Raw genomic sequence first — 16,815 nt, forward strand, 5'->3', positions numbered from 1 at the left:
AAGCGGTCGAATCGAATGCAACAAGTAAAATATGAAATTTTCAAGAATTTCGAGATTCTTGCAATAAATCGAAAATATGATTAGGACACTAAGTGGCCAGACCTGAAAGGTGCAAACCGGAATGAATGAAGAAGTAGATATTTATCAGCACCTTAAAATGCGTCTGATCTCGAACGGATTCGAGCATGGTGCCAAGGTTCGGGCCGAAGAGTTGCGCAAGGACTATGGGTGCTCGGCCAGCACGGTTCGCGAAGTTCTTTTTCGTTTGTCATCGGTGGGTTTGGTGGACTTTCAGGAGCAGAAGGGCTTTCGCGTCCCGAAGCGTTCGCCGAAAAAACTGATCGAGCTGACCCACATCCGCGTTTTGCTGGAGGGAGAAGGCACCGCAATGTCGATCCGCAACGGCGGGGTGGATTGGGAAGCCAGGCTGACCGCGGCGCATCACAAGCTGAGCCATATCGAAAAGCGCATTCATGCCACCGACGACCCCAGCGAGCTGATCGAGATCTGGTTTGCCTCGGAAAAGGAATTCCATCAAACGCTGATCTCGGCCTGCGGATCGGAAACGTTGAAGCAGATGCACGGCCGAATTTACGCGCAATTCCGGCAGCAGCTGATGGTGGCGGACCGGCGGTTCGAGTTCATCTCAGAGAACATCCGGCATCACGCCGACATCCTCGAGGCCGCATTGTCCGGCGATGAGCAACTGACCAAGCAGAAGATTCATGACCACCTCAAGCGCCATCTGACAGGCAAGACGATGGGCGATTAAACGCGGAAGTCATCCTCAAGATAAGCGCGGATGATGTCTTCAAAGCTCGACTCTGCGCGGAAGCCCAGCTCAAGCGCGCGGTCGGTTTGAAAGTCGCGTGGCCAGCCTTTGACAATGCGCTCTATGTCCGGGTCGGGAACATGCTTTATCAGGTTGACCGCGTCTTGACCGGCGACAGTGCGGAGAGCTTCGATCTGTTCGGCGACCGTACAACTGATGCCTGGCATGTTCAGGGCGCGCCGGTCGTTCAGCAGCGTCGCATCAAGATCGGCCGCGTGGGTCAGGAATCTTGCCGCTGCCCGAGGGCTGGCGTGCCAGTGGCGAACGGTGTCGTCGACCGGCAGAACCGCCTCGAGCCCGTTCAGGGGCTCTCGTATGATACCCGAAAAGAAGGAGGACGCGGCGGCATTTGCCTTGCCGGGCCGCACGCAGAGCGTCGGCAGCCGCAGGGAGATGCCGTCGATGTATCCTTTTCGACTGAAGTCGGAAATCATCAACTCGGACGCAGCCTTCTGCGCCCCGTAGCTGGTCAGAGGGGCGCACAGGAATTCATCGTCGATCCTTGCGGGGAAAGGGGCGCCAAAGACGGCTATGGACGAAGCGAAGACCAGCCGCGGGCGGTAGGTGCCGCTGGTGGCGTCATGCTCGTCTTTCAATGCGTTCAACAGTGCCCAGGTCGTCATCAGGTTGACGTCCCAACCGAGGTCAAAGTCAGCTTCTGCCTGACCTGAGACAATCGCGGCCAGATGAAAGATCACGTCAGGGCGCTGAGCGGCCAGAAGCTTGGCCGAGTTCGGGGCCGCGATGTCGCCAACGGTAATTTCGCCGGGTGCACCCTCGACCGGAAATGAAAGGTCGAACAATGATACACGGGCGTCCGGGCTAAAGGTCTGCTCGGCCGAAATGTGATGCGCCAGTTTCTGACCCAGCATTCCACCGCCGCCGATGATGAGGATATGCGTCACTACATGCCATTCCGTTTTCTGAGCTCGAGGTAGAGCGCAGAGTGATCCAGCTCGGCCCCATCCATTTCGTTTATCAGGTATTCGAACCGGTCGCGTACGGCTTGCGTATTGGGCAGTTCCAGGCCGAGACCGCGTGCCTCATCCAAGGTGTTGTCCAGATCCTTCAGCTGAAACTTCGAGAGCCCGCCGGGAACGAAATCCCGGTTGGACATGCGTTCTCCGTGCTGTTGCAGGATCACGCTGTCGGCAAACCCACCGCGCAGCGCGGCGCGCAAAGCAGCCGGGTCTGCGCCACCTTGTTCGGCCAGCAGGGTTGCCTCGGCAACGGCGGAAATCGTGACGGCAACGATCGTCTGATTGGCCAGTTTGCACAATTGACCGGCGCCGCTGGGGCCGACATGCACAGGCCGCCCCATGGCGGAGAGGATTGGCAGTACCTCCAGCATGACCTTCTCGTCGCCGCCCACCATGATCGCCAGCGAGCCCGCCTCGGCCCCCTTGGTGCCACCGGAGACCGGGGCATCCAGATGCCGCAGGCCGAGGGTTTCGAGTTGGGCCGACTGCGCGCGGGCATGTTCAGGCTTGGCGCTGGACATGTCGATCCAGACGGCACCAGGTTTCAGCTGGTCGTAAAAGGAAGGGTCTTCCAGCAGCGCGCCGGTTGCGTATCCGTCGGCCAGCATGGTCACGATCACATCGGCTTGGGCAACCGCGTGGGCCGGGGTGTCCGCAACCGTGGCACCTTGGTCCGCCAATGGTCGTGCCTTTTCGGCGCTGCGGTTCCAAACGGTCACGGGAAAGCCTGCCGCAAGCAGGTTTCGTGCCATCGGCGCCCCCATTAGGCCGGTGCCCAAAAGGGTCACTTTGCGCTGTTCGCTCATACTTGCTTATCCTCCTTCGGGCCGCACCACGCATGGTTATAGCCAAACCAAAATCTCTGTCATACGCTAACGGCATCAAGTTCCTGCGCCAAAGCCTGTTGCGTTTCCACGCAGAATTTTTTGGTGCTGCCCGGTCGCACTCGGGCCCGGGGTCGTGGTGTTTGATCGCAAGTAGTGAAAGGTAAATTTTACATATGTCAGAAAGACTTGTGGGGAAGCGCGTCCTTGTGACGGCTGCCGGACAGGGTATCGGGCGTGCCAGCGCAATCGCAATGGCGCGCGAAGGGGCGCAGGTGTTTGCGACGGATATCAACCTCGAAAACCTTTCTTCGATTCGGTCCGAGAATCTCGAAAATATCGAAATTTTCGAGATGAACGTCACCGATGACGCCAGCGTCTCTCAGGGGGTTGAGCGGGCAAATCCGGACGTGTTGTTCAACTGTGCGGGCTTCGTGCATCACGGGACCATCCTGGACGCCACTGATGAGGAGTGGGATTTTGCGATGGACCTCAACGTGCGGTCCATGATGCGCACAACGAAGGCTGTGCTGCCGGGGATGGTCGAACGGGGCGGCGGCTCGATCATCAACATGTCTTCCGCTCTGGGGTCGATCATCGGCGCGCCCAACCGCTTTGTCTATGGTGTGACCAAAGCAGCGGTCGTGGGGCTGACGAAATCGGTTGCGGTTGATTTCATCACGAAGGGCATTCGCTGCAACTGCATCTGCCCCGGAACGGTCGACAGCCCCAGTTGGCGCGATCGGGTCGAGGCCTTGGCCCAAGAGCTGGGCAGCAGGGAAGAGGCCATGGCGCAGTTCGTGGCCCGCCAGCCCATGGGCCGCGTCGCCAAGGCGGAAGAAATAGCGGCACTGGTCGTCTACCTGGCAAGCGATGAGAGTGCTTTCACCACAGGACATACACACATAATCGATGGGGGGTGGTCAGGCCAATGACGAAGATAACAAAGGACGATCTGCGGTCGCGGAAATGGTTCATGAACTCGGACAACCTCGAGATGACCGCGCTGTATCTGGAACGGTATCTCAATTACGGCCTGACCCGCGCCGAGCTTCAATCCGGCAAGCCAATCATCGGCATTGCGCAAACGGGTAGCGATCTCAGCCCGTGCAACCGCCACCACCTGGAATTGTCCAAACGTGTGCGCGACGGGATCATCGCGGCTGGTGGCACGTGCATCGAAATTCCGGTGCACCCGATTCAGGAAACGGGTAAGCGGCCCACTGCCTCGCTGGATCGCAATCTGGCCTATCTTTCGCTGGTCGAGAGCTTGTTTGGTTACCCGATCGACGGCGTGGTGCTAAACATCGGTTGCGACAAGACCACGCCGGCGCTGTTGATGGCGGCCGCCACCGTCAATATCCCCGCAATCGCTCTGTCGGTCGGCCCGATGCTGAACGGCTGGTGGAAGGGTGAACGCGCGGGGTCGGGAACCGTGATCTGGAAGGCTCGGGAAGACCTTGCTGCCGGTGAGATCGACACTGATGAGTTCATGGAAATCGCGGCGGCTTCGGCGCCTTCGGTTGGCTATTGCAACACGATGGGAACGGCGACCACGATGAATTCCCTGGCCGAAGCCTTGGGAATGCAACTGCCCGGGTCCGCCGCGATACCAGCCCCGTACCGGGAACGCGGACAGATCAGCTATGAAACCGGAAAGCGCATCGTCGAGATGGTGTGGGAGGATCTGCGCCCAAGCGATGTCATGACGCGGGCGGCATTTGAAAATGCGATCGTCATCAACTCGGCGATCGGTGGATCGACGAACGCGCCGATCCATTTGAATGCGATCGCCCGGCATCTTGGCGTTCCTCTCAACAACGATGACTGGCAAAGCCTGGGTCACGACGTGCCGCTGCTGGTCAACATGCAGCCGGCCGGGAAATACCTAGGAGAGGACTACCAGCGCGCCGGCGGTGTCCCTGCCGTGGTCGGTGAGTTGATTGATGCCGGATTGCTGCCCAACCCCGATGCACTGACGGTCAACGGCCAGTCGATGGGCGAGAACTGCGGGACACGCCGGTCGCTGAACGACGACGTGATCAAGCCGGTTAGGAATCCGGTCAAGCATCAGGCCGGGTTCATCAACCTTTCGGGCAACCTGTTCGAAAGCGCGATCATGAAGACATCGGTGATCTCGTCCGCTTTCCGCGATGCCTACCTGTCGAACCCGGATGACCCCAATGCCTTCGAGGGCCGAGCGGTCGTGTTTGACGGGCCTGAAGACTTTCATCACCGCATCGATGATCCGGCAGAAAACATCGACGCAGACTGTATCCTGATCATGCGCGGCGCAGGGCCCAAAGGTTACCCGGGCGCGGCCGAGGTAGTGAACATGCGGCCGCCCTCATACCTGTTGAAAAAGGGGATCGAAGCGCTGCCCTGCATCGGTGATGGGCGCCAGTCCGGCACTTCCGGAAGCCCGTCGATCCTGAACGCCTCGCCCGAGGCGGCCGAAGGCGGCGGGCTGGCGCTGGTGCGAAACGGCGACCGGCTGCGCATCGATCTGGGCAAAGGGACGGCGGATATGCTTGTTCCGCTGGAGGAGCTGCATGAACGTGCCCGCGAACTGGAAGCCGCAGGTGGCTACTCGGTCCCGCCCGACCAGTCACCCTGGCAGGAGATCTTCCGCGAGAAGGTCGATCGTCTGGATCGCGGCATGACGCTGAAGGGCGCCGACAAATTCAGGGACATCGCGCGGCAATTCCTGCCGCGGGACAATCACTAAAAGGAACCGAAATGAAACTTGTTCGCTACGGAGCCGCAGGGTCGGAAAAGCCTGCGTTGGTCGACTCAGCGGGTCAATTGCGGGATTTGTCCGCCCATGTCACCGATATCACCGGTGAAACGCTGGGCGACGCAGTGCTGGACAGGCTGCGCGCAATTGATCCCGAAAGCTTGCCGATTGTTGAAGGGGATCCGCGGATCGGAGCTTGCGTCGGCAAGATCGGCAAGTTTCTGTGCATCGGACTGAACTACTCGGACCATGCTGCCGAAACGGGCGCGGATATTCCCAAGCATCCGATCCTGTTCTTCAAGGCAAACTCCGCCATCGTGGGGCCTTATGATGACGTTGTGATGCCGCGCGGGTCCACCCATACCGATTGGGAATGCGAGTTGGGTGTGGTGATCGGGAAAACGGCGAAATACGTCTCCAAGGCTGATGCTTTGGACTATGTCGCCGGTTATTGCATCGTCAATGACGTGTCCGAGCGGCATTTCCAGACGCAGCTGACCGGACAATGGACCAAGGGCAAGTCCTGCGACACGTTCGGTCCGACCGGTCCGTGGCTGGTCACCCGCGATGAGATTCCCGATCCTCAGGCGCTGGGCATGTCCCTGGATGTGAACGGTCAGCGGATGCAGACCGGAAACACGGCCACCATGATCTTTTCCGTTGCCGAGATCATCGAGCATCTGAGCCAGTTGTTCACCCTTCATCCCGGTGACGTGATTTCGACCGGCACACCGCCCGGGGTCGGCATGGGGATCAAGCCCGATCCGGTCTATTTGAAGAAGGGCGACGTGATGGAACTGAGGATCGACGGGCTGGGCTCGCAGCGGCAGAAGGTCAGTCAGGATGACTGAGCTGTTGCAGATCGGCGGGATTACCGACCGGATGAAAGATCGGCTGTCCGCCGCGTTTGATATTCGCCAGCTGGACGATTTTGATGCCGCGCGCATCACACATGTGGTCACGAACGGACATGACGGCGTGCCGCCCGACCTGATGGCCCAACTGACAAACCTGAAGATGATCAGCGTCTATGGGGTGGGATATGATGCAGTCGATGCAACGGCTGCTGCAGCCCGCGGAGTTGTCGTAACGCACACCCCGAATGTGCTGAACAACGAGGTCGCAACCACCGCCGTTATGCTGATGCTGGCCTGCTACCGAGAGCTTGTGCGCGACCATGAATATGTCCGATCGGGCCGGTGGGAACCAGAAGGCAATGCTCCTTTGACCCGATCAGCCGACAATCAAAAGGTTGGAATTCTGGGGCTTGGCCGTATCGGCCAAGCGATTGCAGATAAACTGGCGCCGTGGTCGCCCGAAATCTCCTATCACACCCGCAGTTCCAAGGATGTGCCATACCGGTATTTCGACAATCTGGTCGACATGGCCGAACACGTGGATGTGCTGATTTGCATAACACCCGGCGGGCCGTCGACCAACAAGCTGGTCAACGCCGAGGTGATGCGGGCGTTGGGGGGCGGGGGCACGCTGATCAATGTCAGCCGAGGGTCCGTTGTTGACGAGGCGGCTTTGATTGAAGCGCTGCAAAGCGGTGCGCTTGGCTGGGCAGGGCTGGATGTTTTCGAGGATGAACCTCGCGTTCCACAGGCGTTGCGTGAATTGCCAAACGTGGTTCTGTTGCCACATGCGGGCAGTGCTACTGTCGAAACGCGTGCCGCCATGGGTGATCTGACGGTGGACAATCTGTTGCAACATCTCGAGGACGGATCGGTTCTGACCGCCGTGCCGGAATGCAAAGATCTGTGAATTGACCGCTTGGGCGCTCAGAACCCGTTGACCCGCTCGATCAGCCAATAGAGCGATATGCACCCGATGGCATAGCCTGTCACCGGGGTGGCCAAGTGGGTCACCCAACCGGCGTTCCGTGGCGCGATAAGGCGCCACATCGCAATCAGAAGCGCGAGCACTGCGATAAAGGCAAGCTGACCGGCCTCGACGCCGATGTTGAAAGCCAGCAGCGCCGCAGGGATCTCTTGCGAAGGCAGGCCGATTTCAGCCAGAGCACCGGCAAAGCCAAGCCCATGCAGCAGGCCGAAACTGAAGCAGACGATCCACGGGTATTGCTCGGATAACCGCAGCTCGCCCTCTTTGTGCCTCAGGATTTCCAGAGCAAGGAATACGATGGACAAGGCAATAACGGCTTCGACGGGGCCGGCGGGCACGTTGAGAAACCCAAGCGTCGCCATCGCCAGCGTCAGCGAATGCGCGACTGTGAACGCGGTTATCGCACCGACCAACCGCCATGGGTTCCGCACCAGAACAAAAAGCGCAAAAACGAACAACAGGTGGTCCCAGCCGCCCAAAATGTGTTCGAACCCAAGCAGAAAGTAGCTGCTGAAAACCGACCAGATCGTAGGCTCCGCCGGAACCATCAATTCGGCCTCATCAGGCGTAAATCTGAGCGTCACGGGTTCAGTGTTCAGCGGTCGAACGCGCAGCAAGACATCGTTCTGCTGGCGCTCCAACCCGTCTATGGCCACAACATGGCCCGCGATTTCGGCATCACATTCTGCAATCCAAGAAGACACCCAAGCCTGGTTTTCCGCTGTTGGCTCCGGGCCATTTTCCGGCGCGCAATGGTTGGGCAGAACCGCATCGATCTCCATGGGTTGTCCGTTCACGTCGGGAATACGCCAAAGGATTCTCCAGGTGCCCGGCGCCAGTTCGTTCAGGTCCAGATAGCCGGGGTCAAGCGCGTGTGCTCGGCCGAATTGCGGAACCATGCCCAGCCAGAAACTCAGCAGAACAAAGAAGACCGTCTTCACGAGCCGCCCTCTGCGGATTCGGGTGTCTCGACACGGTACTGGGCGGCGAGGCTTTCGTATTGAGCCTGCGCCAGATCCTGAGCCGTCGCCCTGCGCCAATCGTTCAGAACAGAATCGTAGATCTCTTCCAGTGGCGGAAGATAACTGGGCTTTGCTTCGGTCACACGGACAAGATGCTGTCCGTATCCCGAGTTGATCGGACCGACCCAGATCATCGGCTCGCTCCCGTCAAGCTGTGACGCAAACCCGCGACCAAAGGTTGTGTCGATTGCACCCTCGGCTGTCAGTGGCATCGACCGCGCCAGCAAGGACGAAACGCCAAGGCTGGACCAATCCGCGCCACCGTTCAGCGCCTGCAGAGTATCGTCGACGACGTCCGGGTCTGGGGCATCACCCAGATAGATCTGATCAAACGCGATCAGGGTAGGCATCGTGAAGCGGTCTGCGTTCTGGGCCAGATGCTCTTCTAGAACAGCCTCCTCGGGGGCGACCGAGGATGCAATTGCGGTGGTCAGAAACTCCATTTTTCGGGCAAGGCGGGCCCGGATCACCTGATCACCACGGTCCAAGCCCAGCTTTCGGGCCTCGCGCACAAGGATTTCTTCGCGGGTCCAGGAATCGATCAGGGCCTGCAGCTCGGCATCGGTGGGTTGCCGTTTCCAGCTGGCCTCGAACCGTGTTTTCAGAAGCGCGATGTCGTCGCTGTCAATTGTGATCGTTTCGGCTTCTACCGGGGGCTCGGTCTCGTCGGATACAAGATAGAACCAGCCGAAAATGGCCAGCCCGATCAGAATGAAATGGAACAGCGGTTCTTTGTAAAAGCGCATGAAAGATCTGACCTGCTGGCAATTCGATACCCGATCGTTGATCCCAACGGCCCGTCATGTCAAATCGCCGATTTCAACTTGGGTGAAGATGTTGCAGCAACGACCCCGGCCCAAGGGCGCGATCCCGCGCCCCCGGTTTCGGTCTTGGTTCATTCGCCGGCAGGCGTGTACCAGATCGGTGACGAATACGCACGTTCCTGATGGATCAACTGGGCCTCGGCCGGCAGATCGATTCCAAAACGAAGCTTGTCGTACAGCACCCAGCGCGGGGTCGGGATTTCCAGAACCCGCACGTAGTAGAATGCCCGCGCGTTGGGATCGAAGTCGGGATCCGTCCAAACGGTCACCAATTCCGATGCGCCGATCGAGTTGCTCCAGCTGGCGGTATCCAGATCGACGGTATTGCCGACTTCGGGAAGGTTGCCATTGGCATCCAGCGCACGATCGTCGGACCAGGCTACGTTGTAGACCTTTTCCTGAAGCGCGCCGTCTGCATCCAACCAGCCCTTGACGACCTGAACTCGATCAAGGTTTGCGCCGACGGGGTCACGCAGTGCGCCGATCAGGAAAGTCGGTGCGCCTTCGCCCTCGGGCGGACGCAGGTCACCGCCCATCGGCACCCCTTTGGTGTATCCCACATCGGCCACCAGACGCGTCAGCAGGTCGGACTCATCGAAATCCCATCCGCCGAAGAAACGAAGCCCGATGCGAGGCCCGGTCGTGGCGTATGTCTCGCGTCGCTTGAACGCGTCGAAAATGGCCGAGCGCGTATTCTCGGACGCCCAGACTGCGGTATAGCCCGATGCGACCAGCGTATGCCCCTCAAAGGCGCCCAGATCGCTTTCGACAAACGGGTGCAGAACGCGTGTGGCCGACGGCTCGGCGCTCACGGATTTGCCGAAATAGTTGTCTTCCTCGGCCGTTGCCAGCGACGTATGGCTGTCCGTCGCGCCGCCCATCCCGAACTTGTAGGGGTTCACGCCAAATTTCTCTTCAAGCATCAGCCCGCGCTTCAGCGCCTCGCGCGCGTATTCGCCGGCCAGCATGTCATCGGTTTTCAGCTCGGAGATATCGAGGTTCCCGACATCCCAGTTTTCATAGTCGGCAAATGGGTCGTCGGGGCTGAGATAGGGATGGGCTTCGCCGTCCCCCTTGATCTGGGTGACCTCGTAATGGGGTTCCCACTTGGCGCGGTTCTGTACGTATTCCTCATCCACCTTGCCGCCGTGATAGGTGTCTTCGGTAGGGAACATCCAGCCGTTCGACAGATTGCCGTTATGCGCGAAGGCAACGGCACGGCCTCCGGTCTTGGCCTGGTACTCCTCGAGCCACGCATAAAGTGCCTTCGGATCCGTATTCCCATAGGGCGGCTGCGTGACCGGCGGCACCATCTGCAGCGCACGGATCGGGCCATCGCGCAGCATGACGTTTCGATGCAGGTTGAATCCCTTAGGCACCGAGGTCCATTCGAAACCGATGAACGCTGTGAAATTGCCCGGGTCGTTGTGCCGTTCTGCGGCCATCACGATATGTTCCCAGGTAAACGCAAAGGCGTCCGCTCCGGGGCTGTATGATTCAAGCAGGTCTTCCGGCAGGGTCATCTGCGAGAAATTGGAAATGATGTCGAAAGCCGCTTTGGCAGCTTCGTCCCCGCCCGCAGAGTATCCTTCGTACCATTCCAGACCCTTGGGATGTGCCAAGACCCCCGGCTTTCCGGCCTGCAGGTCCGGGGCAAACCCCATCAGGTCGGTGTGATCCGTGAGAACCATCCAATCCAGTGGGCGCGCAAGCCGAACCGGTTGTCCGGTCGACGAGATGACCTGTTGGCCTTTCGCAAATCGCCAGGCGTCATCCGGCAGCAGCGTGTTCCCGAACGTTCCGGCGTCCAGTGACAACCCGGTGTGCAGGTGCGTGTCCCCCCAAAGAGGGCGCTCTGGGAATGTCCGGTTGGCATAGGGCGAGAACGGACGCTCGGCAAAGGTTCCCTCTGCAGCTTCCTTGGTCGGCACAGCGTCGGCGAGAACGCCTGCCGGGCCGAGTGTCAGCAGCATTGAACAGACGTAGAGTCGCAGCATGAGAACCTCCCAATTCAACAGCTTCGAATTCAAAGAAACGGATTTATGTCATAACATTCTGATATGACGATAGCATGCGAGTGGGGCCGACTGTCAATTCTGCCGGGTTCAGGAAGCCAGAAAAGCCTTGTAATCACGGAAAGGCGGGAGCCATCGCCGCGGGTCTGTTATAGTGCGATCCGAAGAATGCTGTGACTAAGGTGCGTCCGAGATTATGCGCGGTTTGGCCAGGCGGCTTTCCAGAAGATCTCCCGTCTCTTCGGCGATCGGGTAGGCGACAAAGGCCAGCGCCGCGTTGATTTGCTTCAATAGGCGCAGTGTCTCCTGGTGAATATTGGTTGTCTCGATGCTGGCCGGACCCCGACTTTGAAGGCGCTTCAGGTGGCGCTCCTGCAGGTATTGCTCTTCGATCCGGATGCGATCCTTTTCGGCGACCAATTGGCGGGCCGCCTCAGCGTCGCCGGTGGTTAGAATGCTCAGAGCCAACTGGCCGTTCGTTGTGATCTGATCGTGGAATTGTTCAATGTCGGTCAGACCTTCCTTGGAAAAGGTGATGCCCTCGTCAGCCATTTTTTTCGCCAGGGCCACAAGGTTGACCGCGATCCGGTCGGCGGCCTCTTCAAGGTTGTTGGCCATCGACACCAGCTCGAGTGTCTTTTTCTCCTGCTGAGGTGTCAGATCGCCTTCCCGCAGACGCGAGACGTAGATTTTGATGTCAAAATGCATGCGGTCGACATCGTTTTCCCGCAATTCGACGGTGCGGGCTAGTTCGGGGTCCCAGTTCCGGAACAGATGAATGGTTGGCACTAGCATCGCCTGAACCGTTTCAGCCATGCGCAGCAGTTCGCGCTGTGCGCAGGCCAGCGCCAGAGGCACGTGGTCCAGTGCGCTGGGGTCCAATGCGGTCACGTTGTCGGCGGTGATGCTGGAATGGCGGGGAACGAACGCGTCGGCCAACCGGATCAGCAGGTTGGTGAACGGCAGCGCAACGACCAGAAGGGCGACATTCATCGCAATGTGCAGCATCACCACCTGTTGACCGGGCGCTGTGCCGAACACGGATATGTTCAGCACCCCGGTCAGCAGCAGGGCCAGCGCCACCAAAGTGACGCAGGCCCGAGCCACCAGGTTGGCAAGGACGACCAACTTGGCCGGGCGCTCCTGCGACCAGAGCAGGGCGAATGAGATCACGGCGCCACCGAGATTGGCACCGATGACCAGTGCGGCGGCCACCGTGCCGCCAACCAGTGCTGACGCCGCGAATGTGGCAAAGGTCAGCACCGCGGCAAGGCTGGAATGCATGAGCCACGCCAGAATTGCGCCGACCACATAGGCGCTGATCAAGTCACTTTGAAAATATGCGGCAATGCTTTGAACGATTGGGCTGGCCCCGATTGGCACTGTGGCTTCGCGGATCATTCCAAGCGACAACAGCACCAGGGCAAAACCGATGGTGATGCGCCCAATTTGTTTCGTCCGCCGTCGACCGGCTTTCAAAAACACCACGACGCCGACCAGCAACGCGAATGGCATCACCGCCTGGACGGGCAAGGTCAGCACCTTTGCCATCAGGGCGGATCCCACCTCTGCCCCCAGCAGCAGCGCAAGGGCCGAGGGTGGGGCCAGCATGCCCGATACCGCGAATCCGGCTCCGATCAATGCAACTGCAGTCGAGCTTTGCATAAGCATCGCTGCCATACCGCCACCCAATGCAGCGGAGATTCGGTTTTCAGACAGGATTTTCAGGCCGCGTTTCAACTCGGGCAGGAACGCTCGTTCCACTCCGGTCCGGATCAACCGGACAGACCACAAAAGCAGGGCGACGCCGGCCGCCAGATGGGTGGCCAGCACGATCATGCGTTCAATACCTTGTTTGCGCTGCGCCGTTGCATGGCCAACATTTTGCCTTCCACAATGGGGTGAGTCCGACGATTTTCATCACCAGTTTGAGGGCAATGCAACAAAATATTTGCAAAAATGAGGTAAACGCCACAGAAATTGAATGTCGTCTAGCCGGGGCAATAGGATGTCAAAGGCCAAAACACGTCAGAAACACAGCAAGAAAGGGCGGGATCGGCTGAAAAAGTCCGATCGTCGCCAACGTATCCTGCTTGAGCTCAAGCTGCGCCCGCACGTGCGCATCAGTGATCTGGCCCGCAGTTTCGACGTATCCACCGAGACCGTCCGCAGGGATTTTGACGCGCTGGCCGAAGACGGCCTGATTGCGCGTGCGCACGGTGGCGCGTCGGCGCCGGTGCAAGGGCATTATCTCAGCCTGGACGAGCGCAATGCGGCCCGGGTTGCCGAACGCGAGCGGATCGGAAACGCCGCCGCTGGCCTTGTGCGTGAAGGTGAGACGGTCATGATCGACTCGGGCTCGACAACCGCTCAACTGGCGCGCTCATTGGCATATCGCGACATACGGTGCACTGTCATCACGAATTCTATTCCGGTGGCCGTGACACTGGGCGGCAGCGCGGCCGAGGTGATTGTTTGCCCCGGTGCTTATCTTGCCGCCGAGGCTGCCGTCGTTGGTTACGAAACGCTGGAGTTTCTGGGCCGGTTCAACGTCGATCGCTGCATGATCGGCGCGTCGGGATTGTCCGATGATGGCCCCAGCGAGCCGATCGGTGATATCGCCGCTGTCAAACGCGCGATGCTGGGCCGTTCTGCGGAACGTCATCTTCTGCTGGATGCCCAGAAGTTCAATCAGAAGCAGTTGCACAAAGTGTGCGAACTGTCGGATTTGGACACGTTGATCGTCGACACGGTCCCGCCAAGCCAGTTGGCTGTGGCGCTGAGCGTGGCAGATGTCGAACTGTTGATCGCCGATCCTGCGCCCGAGCAGGCTTTGGCCTGAACCGTTGAGGTCCAGCCCGGGCCGGAACCGGCAGCGCAGAGGGCCAGGGGGCGAAATTGCGGTCTAAAACCTTGGCGCTGCCTTATCCCTAAGAAGCGTAGTCCGGCCGGGATCATCCCGACCGGATTGCGTGGGTATCAGGCCTCTTGCAGTAACCGTTCGCTTATGTCCCACAGCTTTTCGGCTGATGCGTCATCGCAGGCATGTGCGTTGACCCCAAAATATCGGGCCGTCGGGCTGTTGGGGTCGGTCGGGGCAGCAATGTCGGCGTCCTCGCAATACACTCCTGGTTTGCCAACCAGCTTTGGCGAAGTCGCCGCCCAAACCGTTGTTGACGCGCCCTGTTCGGGCGTCTTGAAACCCTCCTTGGCCAATGCGGACGGCTCGCCATCCTCGTTCAGCCAACCCAGTGCGATCATCTCTTCTTTCGGCAGGTGCCGTTGCAGAGGGGTGAATATCCCACCGGGATGTACCGAAAACGCCAACCCGCCGGTCGCTGCCAAACGGCGGGACAGAGCGTTGGCAAACAACGCATTTGCGGTTTTTGCTTGGCCATAGGCCTGCCATTTGTCGTAGTCCGTCTTTTCGAACTGGATATCATCCCAATGCACGTCGCAAATCTTGTGTGCGGTCGAGGAAAGAGCAACGACCCGCGCGCCCGGCGTTTGCTCCAAAAGCGGCAGCAGCAATTTGGTCAGGGCAAAGTGGCCCATATGGCAGATACCGAATTGGGATTCCCAACCGGGTCCAACACGGGCCTCGGGGCACGCCATGATCCCGGCGTTGTTGATCAGCAGATCCAGGTTTTGCAGGTCGCTGGATACCGTTTCGGCAAACCGTCGGACCGAACCAAGATCCGCCAGGTCCATCGGTGCGGTTTTGACATTGCCATCCACGCTCGCCAGGCTCTCTTGCGCTTTGGCTTCCGAGCGTACCGGAACGATCACCGCGGCCCCCTTGTCGGCAAGGGCGCGGACGGTTTCGAGGCCAATACCGCTGTAGCCACCGGTTACGATTGCGGTCTTTCCGGTCAGGTCGATATCGGCCAGCACTTCGGCCGCCGTGCTTTTTGCGTGAAATCCAGAATTTGTAGGAACTTGGTCGGGAACTGCCATCAGGTATCCTTGCGAATTCGGGGGCAACATCGCCCGGTTGCATCATGGATGAACCTAACCTGTCCGCCTCGGGTGGGACACAGAGCTTCCTCCTCAAATCTTGCTCGATTCTCCGAAACCCAAGAGCAAAGCGTGCAGCTCAGGTCACGTGATCCCGGGTCAGTTCTCGGGGCGGAACGCCAAATTTCTTGGCGAACTCACGGCTAAATTGGGCCGGGCTTTCATACCCAACTGCATGTGCAACACTCGATACAGGCGTTCCCGTCTGCTGAAGCAGTTGGAAGGCCTCGGTCAGGCGCAGGTCTTTCTGGAACTGCAGCGGACTGTTGGCCGTCACCCGTTTGAAGGCGTCATAGAATACCGACGCGCTCATGCCCGAGATCGCGGCCAAGTCCGAGGCTTTGATCGTCGAGCGGTACTCTTTGCGGATATGCGCGATTGCCTTGGCGACCTGGTTGGCCTTGCTGTCCGTGCGGATGATACGGCGCAGCGCGCGCCCTTTGTCGCTGCGCAGAACCCGGAAATATACCTCGCGGACGGCGGCGGCCCCCAGCGTTTGATCTGCGATCGGATCTCGGCGCAGACGGAAAAGACGTGTAAATGAATCAATAACTTCCGCGTCGGCCTGACCGCTTTCCAAGGCCGGACCCGCATCGTCCAGCGAGGTGCCGCCCATGTCGGTGTAGACGCCCCGCAATACGCGCATGTCGATGCCGATATACAGGGCGATGTAGGGGTGTTCGGGCGAGGCATCCACAAGGCCCGAGACCATTGGCAGGGCGCTTCCCACGACAATGACGTCCCCTGCGTCATAACGGACATGCTCGGTTCCGTACTGCACCGACTTGCTGCCCTGAAGCACCAGCCCGATCATGGGCTCAACGACCGAGCATGACGGGCGTTTGGATTGGCGCGTCTGGGCCAATACCATGTCCCGCACACCACAGGGCCAAAAGCCGTCATCCAGCTGGGCCTCGGTAATCAGCGCCTTGGCGTCGTCAAGGAGTCTCTGCAGTTCCAATGGGGTCTCTCCGGCCAGTCTGCCAAGACTACAACCTGCATTTTTCCGCACAAGAGTTTTGGTCTGACATTCGGAGGATCAGGCAAGTCCGCCGGAGAAACAGCTGACTGAATTTCCAGAGGCGTGCGGTCGAACACCGTTTCTTATTCTTTGATTGGGGCCAACTGATCTGACCGGTCTAAGCACAAAGGTAACAGTGGTCGCAGCCTGATTGGTTCTAAGAGAACCCAGGCGAATTGTCCGAAGGGGCAGACCAGCTGCTATTCCGCCGCCGAAATCTCCCACGGTGGGCGATAGATGCAATCAGCCAGTGTTGCCCGGTTCAGGTCGTCAAAAAACGCTTGCTCGGCTTGCTTCAGCCGATCCTTCAAAAGGCAGCTTGGAGTCAGAGTGCACGCACTGCCATCGGCCGAGAAACACTCAACGATTGGTTGCCCAGTCTCCAGAGTGCGCACTACGTCGCCCAAGCGGATGTCCGACGCCGGGCGAGACAGGACGGCCCCGCCGCCACCGCCCCGCCGCGTTTTGAGGTATCCGGCATTGGCAAGCGCTGAAATGACCTTGGCGAGATGGGCGCGTGACACCTTGAATTCATCCGCAAGTTCGCCGGTTGAAAACGGGCGGTCCGGGCTGCCAGCCAGCCGCATCAGAATGCGGAGACCATAGTCAGTGAATGAGGTGAGGCGCATGGTCGCGTTTTCCAATCGGTATTTTCTATGCGTATTAGCAAAACAGAATGCGCAAATCAAATTCCGATT

The 16,815-nt window shown here is 59.3% G+C and carries 15 protein-coding genes; 6 read left to right on the top strand and 9 right to left on the bottom strand.

What is annotated here, in order from left to right:
* Positions 1 to 121 precede the first annotated feature (121 nt).
* The gene (locus ACR0IR_RS03650; RefSeq protein WP_170357473.1) at positions 122 to 772 is read left to right on the top strand and encodes a GntR family transcriptional regulator; all 651 of its coding nucleotides are present in this window, start codon (positions 122 to 124) and stop codon (positions 770 to 772) included.
* Here ACR0IR_RS03650 and denD read toward each other — a convergent pair.
* Together denD and ACR0IR_RS03660 are read right to left on the bottom strand one after the other, a co-directional pair.
* On the bottom strand, positions 769 to 1,737 hold the full coding sequence (denD, locus tag ACR0IR_RS03655) for a D-erythronate dehydrogenase (protein ID WP_480778967.1): 969 nt from the start codon (positions 1,735 to 1,737) through the stop codon (positions 769 to 771). The two genes, ACR0IR_RS03650 and denD, sit on opposite strands and share 4 nt — an antisense overlap.
* Entirely contained in the window at positions 1,737 to 2,618 is an 882-nt protein-coding gene (locus ACR0IR_RS03660) for an NAD(P)-dependent oxidoreductase (protein ID WP_170363739.1), read from the bottom strand. The genes denD and ACR0IR_RS03660 overlap by 1 nt, the downstream gene beginning before the upstream one ends.
* 194 nt (positions 2,619 to 2,812) lie before the next feature.
* Here ACR0IR_RS03660 and ACR0IR_RS03665 point away from each other — a divergent pair, with 194 nt between their 5' ends.
* The 4 genes from ACR0IR_RS03665 to ACR0IR_RS03680 are packed head-to-tail and all read left to right on the top strand — an operon-like array spanning position 2,813 to position 7,140.
* Complete coding sequence (locus ACR0IR_RS03665; protein WP_170363738.1) at positions 2,813 to 3,571, top strand: SDR family oxidoreductase; 759 nt, start codon at positions 2,813 to 2,815, stop codon at positions 3,569 to 3,571.
* The gene (locus ACR0IR_RS03670; RefSeq protein ID WP_170363737.1) at positions 3,568 to 5,364 is read left to right on the top strand and encodes an IlvD/Edd family dehydratase; all 1,797 of its coding nucleotides are present in this window, start codon (positions 3,568 to 3,570) and stop codon (positions 5,362 to 5,364) included. The genes ACR0IR_RS03665 and ACR0IR_RS03670 overlap by 4 nt, the downstream gene beginning before the upstream one ends.
* 11 nt (positions 5,365 to 5,375) lie before the next feature.
* On the top strand, positions 5,376 to 6,224 hold the full coding sequence (locus tag ACR0IR_RS03675) for a fumarylacetoacetate hydrolase family protein (protein WP_170363736.1): 849 nt from the start codon (positions 5,376 to 5,378) through the stop codon (positions 6,222 to 6,224).
* Complete coding sequence (locus ACR0IR_RS03680) at positions 6,217 to 7,140, top strand: 2-hydroxyacid dehydrogenase (protein WP_480778968.1); 924 nt, start codon at positions 6,217 to 6,219, stop codon at positions 7,138 to 7,140. The genes ACR0IR_RS03675 and ACR0IR_RS03680 overlap by 8 nt, the downstream gene beginning before the upstream one ends.
* 17 nt (positions 7,141 to 7,157) lie before the next feature.
* Here the strand turns inward: ACR0IR_RS03680 and ACR0IR_RS03685 are convergent, their stop codons facing one another.
* From ACR0IR_RS03685 to ACR0IR_RS03700, 4 genes are all read right to left on the bottom strand, one after another.
* A complete protein-coding gene (locus ACR0IR_RS03685) occupies positions 7,158 to 8,159 on the bottom strand; it encodes a HupE/UreJ family protein (protein ID WP_367647659.1) in 1,002 nt (333 codons plus the stop codon).
* A complete protein-coding gene (locus ACR0IR_RS03690; RefSeq protein ID WP_170363734.1) occupies positions 8,156 to 8,986 on the bottom strand; it encodes a peptidyl-prolyl cis-trans isomerase in 831 nt (276 codons plus the stop codon). The genes ACR0IR_RS03685 and ACR0IR_RS03690 overlap by 4 nt, the downstream gene beginning before the upstream one ends.
* A 149-nt stretch (positions 8,987 to 9,135) precedes the next feature.
* Complete coding sequence (locus ACR0IR_RS03695; protein WP_254441526.1) at positions 9,136 to 11,061, bottom strand: DUF3604 domain-containing protein; 1,926 nt, start codon at positions 11,059 to 11,061, stop codon at positions 9,136 to 9,138.
* A 195-nt stretch (positions 11,062 to 11,256) separates the two neighbouring features.
* Entirely contained in the window at positions 11,257 to 12,918 is a 1,662-nt protein-coding gene (locus ACR0IR_RS03700) for a Na/Pi cotransporter family protein (protein ID WP_170363733.1), read from the bottom strand.
* 169 nt (positions 12,919 to 13,087) lie between these two features.
* On the opposite strand from ACR0IR_RS03700, the gene ACR0IR_RS03705 reads away from it, so the two are divergent.
* The gene (locus ACR0IR_RS03705; protein WP_170363732.1) at positions 13,088 to 13,921 is read left to right on the top strand and encodes a DeoR/GlpR family DNA-binding transcription regulator; all 834 of its coding nucleotides are present in this window, start codon (positions 13,088 to 13,090) and stop codon (positions 13,919 to 13,921) included.
* 137 nt (positions 13,922 to 14,058) lie between these two features.
* On the opposite strand, the gene ACR0IR_RS03710 is transcribed toward ACR0IR_RS03705, so the two are convergent.
* From ACR0IR_RS03710 to ACR0IR_RS03720, 3 genes are all read right to left on the bottom strand, one after another.
* Entirely contained in the window at positions 14,059 to 15,036 is a 978-nt protein-coding gene (locus ACR0IR_RS03710; RefSeq protein WP_170363731.1) for an oxidoreductase, read from the bottom strand.
* Positions 15,037 to 15,175: 139 nt separating this feature from the next.
* Positions 15,176 to 16,057, bottom strand: a complete 882-nt coding sequence (locus tag ACR0IR_RS03715) for an AraC family transcriptional regulator (protein ID WP_170363730.1) — start codon at positions 16,055 to 16,057, stop codon at positions 15,176 to 15,178.
* Between the two features lie 260 nt (positions 16,058 to 16,317).
* Complete coding sequence (locus ACR0IR_RS03720) at positions 16,318 to 16,746, bottom strand: RrF2 family transcriptional regulator (protein WP_170339775.1); 429 nt, start codon at positions 16,744 to 16,746, stop codon at positions 16,318 to 16,320.
* Positions 16,747 to 16,815 lie beyond the last annotated feature (69 nt).

The sequence above is a fragment of the Ruegeria sp. CF2 genome (assembly GCF_056537385.1).

What these genes read in the sequence shown, in the direction of transcription:
- ACR0IR_RS03680 (WP_480778968.1), top strand. Translation starts at nt 6,217, where the DNA reads ATGACTGAGCTGTTGCAGATCGGCGGGATTACCGACCGGATGAAAGAT.
- ACR0IR_RS03650 (WP_170357473.1), top strand. Translation starts at nt 122, where the DNA reads ATGAATGAAGAAGTAGATATTTATCAGCACCTTAAAATGCGTCTGATC.
- ACR0IR_RS03720 (WP_170339775.1), bottom strand. Translation starts at nt 16,746, where the DNA reads ATGCGCCTCACCTCATTCACTGACTATGGTCTCCGCATTCTGATGCGG.
- ACR0IR_RS03700 (WP_170363733.1), bottom strand. Translation starts at nt 12,918, where the DNA reads ATGATCGTGCTGGCCACCCATCTGGCGGCCGGCGTCGCCCTGCTTTTG.
- ACR0IR_RS03690 (WP_170363734.1), bottom strand. Translation starts at nt 8,986, where the DNA reads ATGCGCTTTTACAAAGAACCGCTGTTCCATTTCATTCTGATCGGGCTG.
- ACR0IR_RS03660 (WP_170363739.1), bottom strand. Translation starts at nt 2,618, where the DNA reads ATGAGCGAACAGCGCAAAGTGACCCTTTTGGGCACCGGCCTAATGGGG.
- ACR0IR_RS03710 (WP_170363731.1), bottom strand. Translation starts at nt 15,036, where the DNA reads ATGGCAGTTCCCGACCAAGTTCCTACAAATTCTGGATTTCACGCAAAA.
- ACR0IR_RS03665 (WP_170363738.1), top strand. Translation starts at nt 2,813, where the DNA reads ATGTCAGAAAGACTTGTGGGGAAGCGCGTCCTTGTGACGGCTGCCGGA.
- ACR0IR_RS03670 (WP_170363737.1), top strand. Translation starts at nt 3,568, where the DNA reads ATGACGAAGATAACAAAGGACGATCTGCGGTCGCGGAAATGGTTCATG.
- ACR0IR_RS03695 (WP_254441526.1), bottom strand. Translation starts at nt 11,061, where the DNA reads ATGCTGCGACTCTACGTCTGTTCAATGCTGCTGACACTCGGCCCGGCA.
- ACR0IR_RS03705 (WP_170363732.1), top strand. Translation starts at nt 13,088, where the DNA reads ATGTCAAAGGCCAAAACACGTCAGAAACACAGCAAGAAAGGGCGGGAT.
- ACR0IR_RS03675 (WP_170363736.1), top strand. Translation starts at nt 5,376, where the DNA reads ATGAAACTTGTTCGCTACGGAGCCGCAGGGTCGGAAAAGCCTGCGTTG.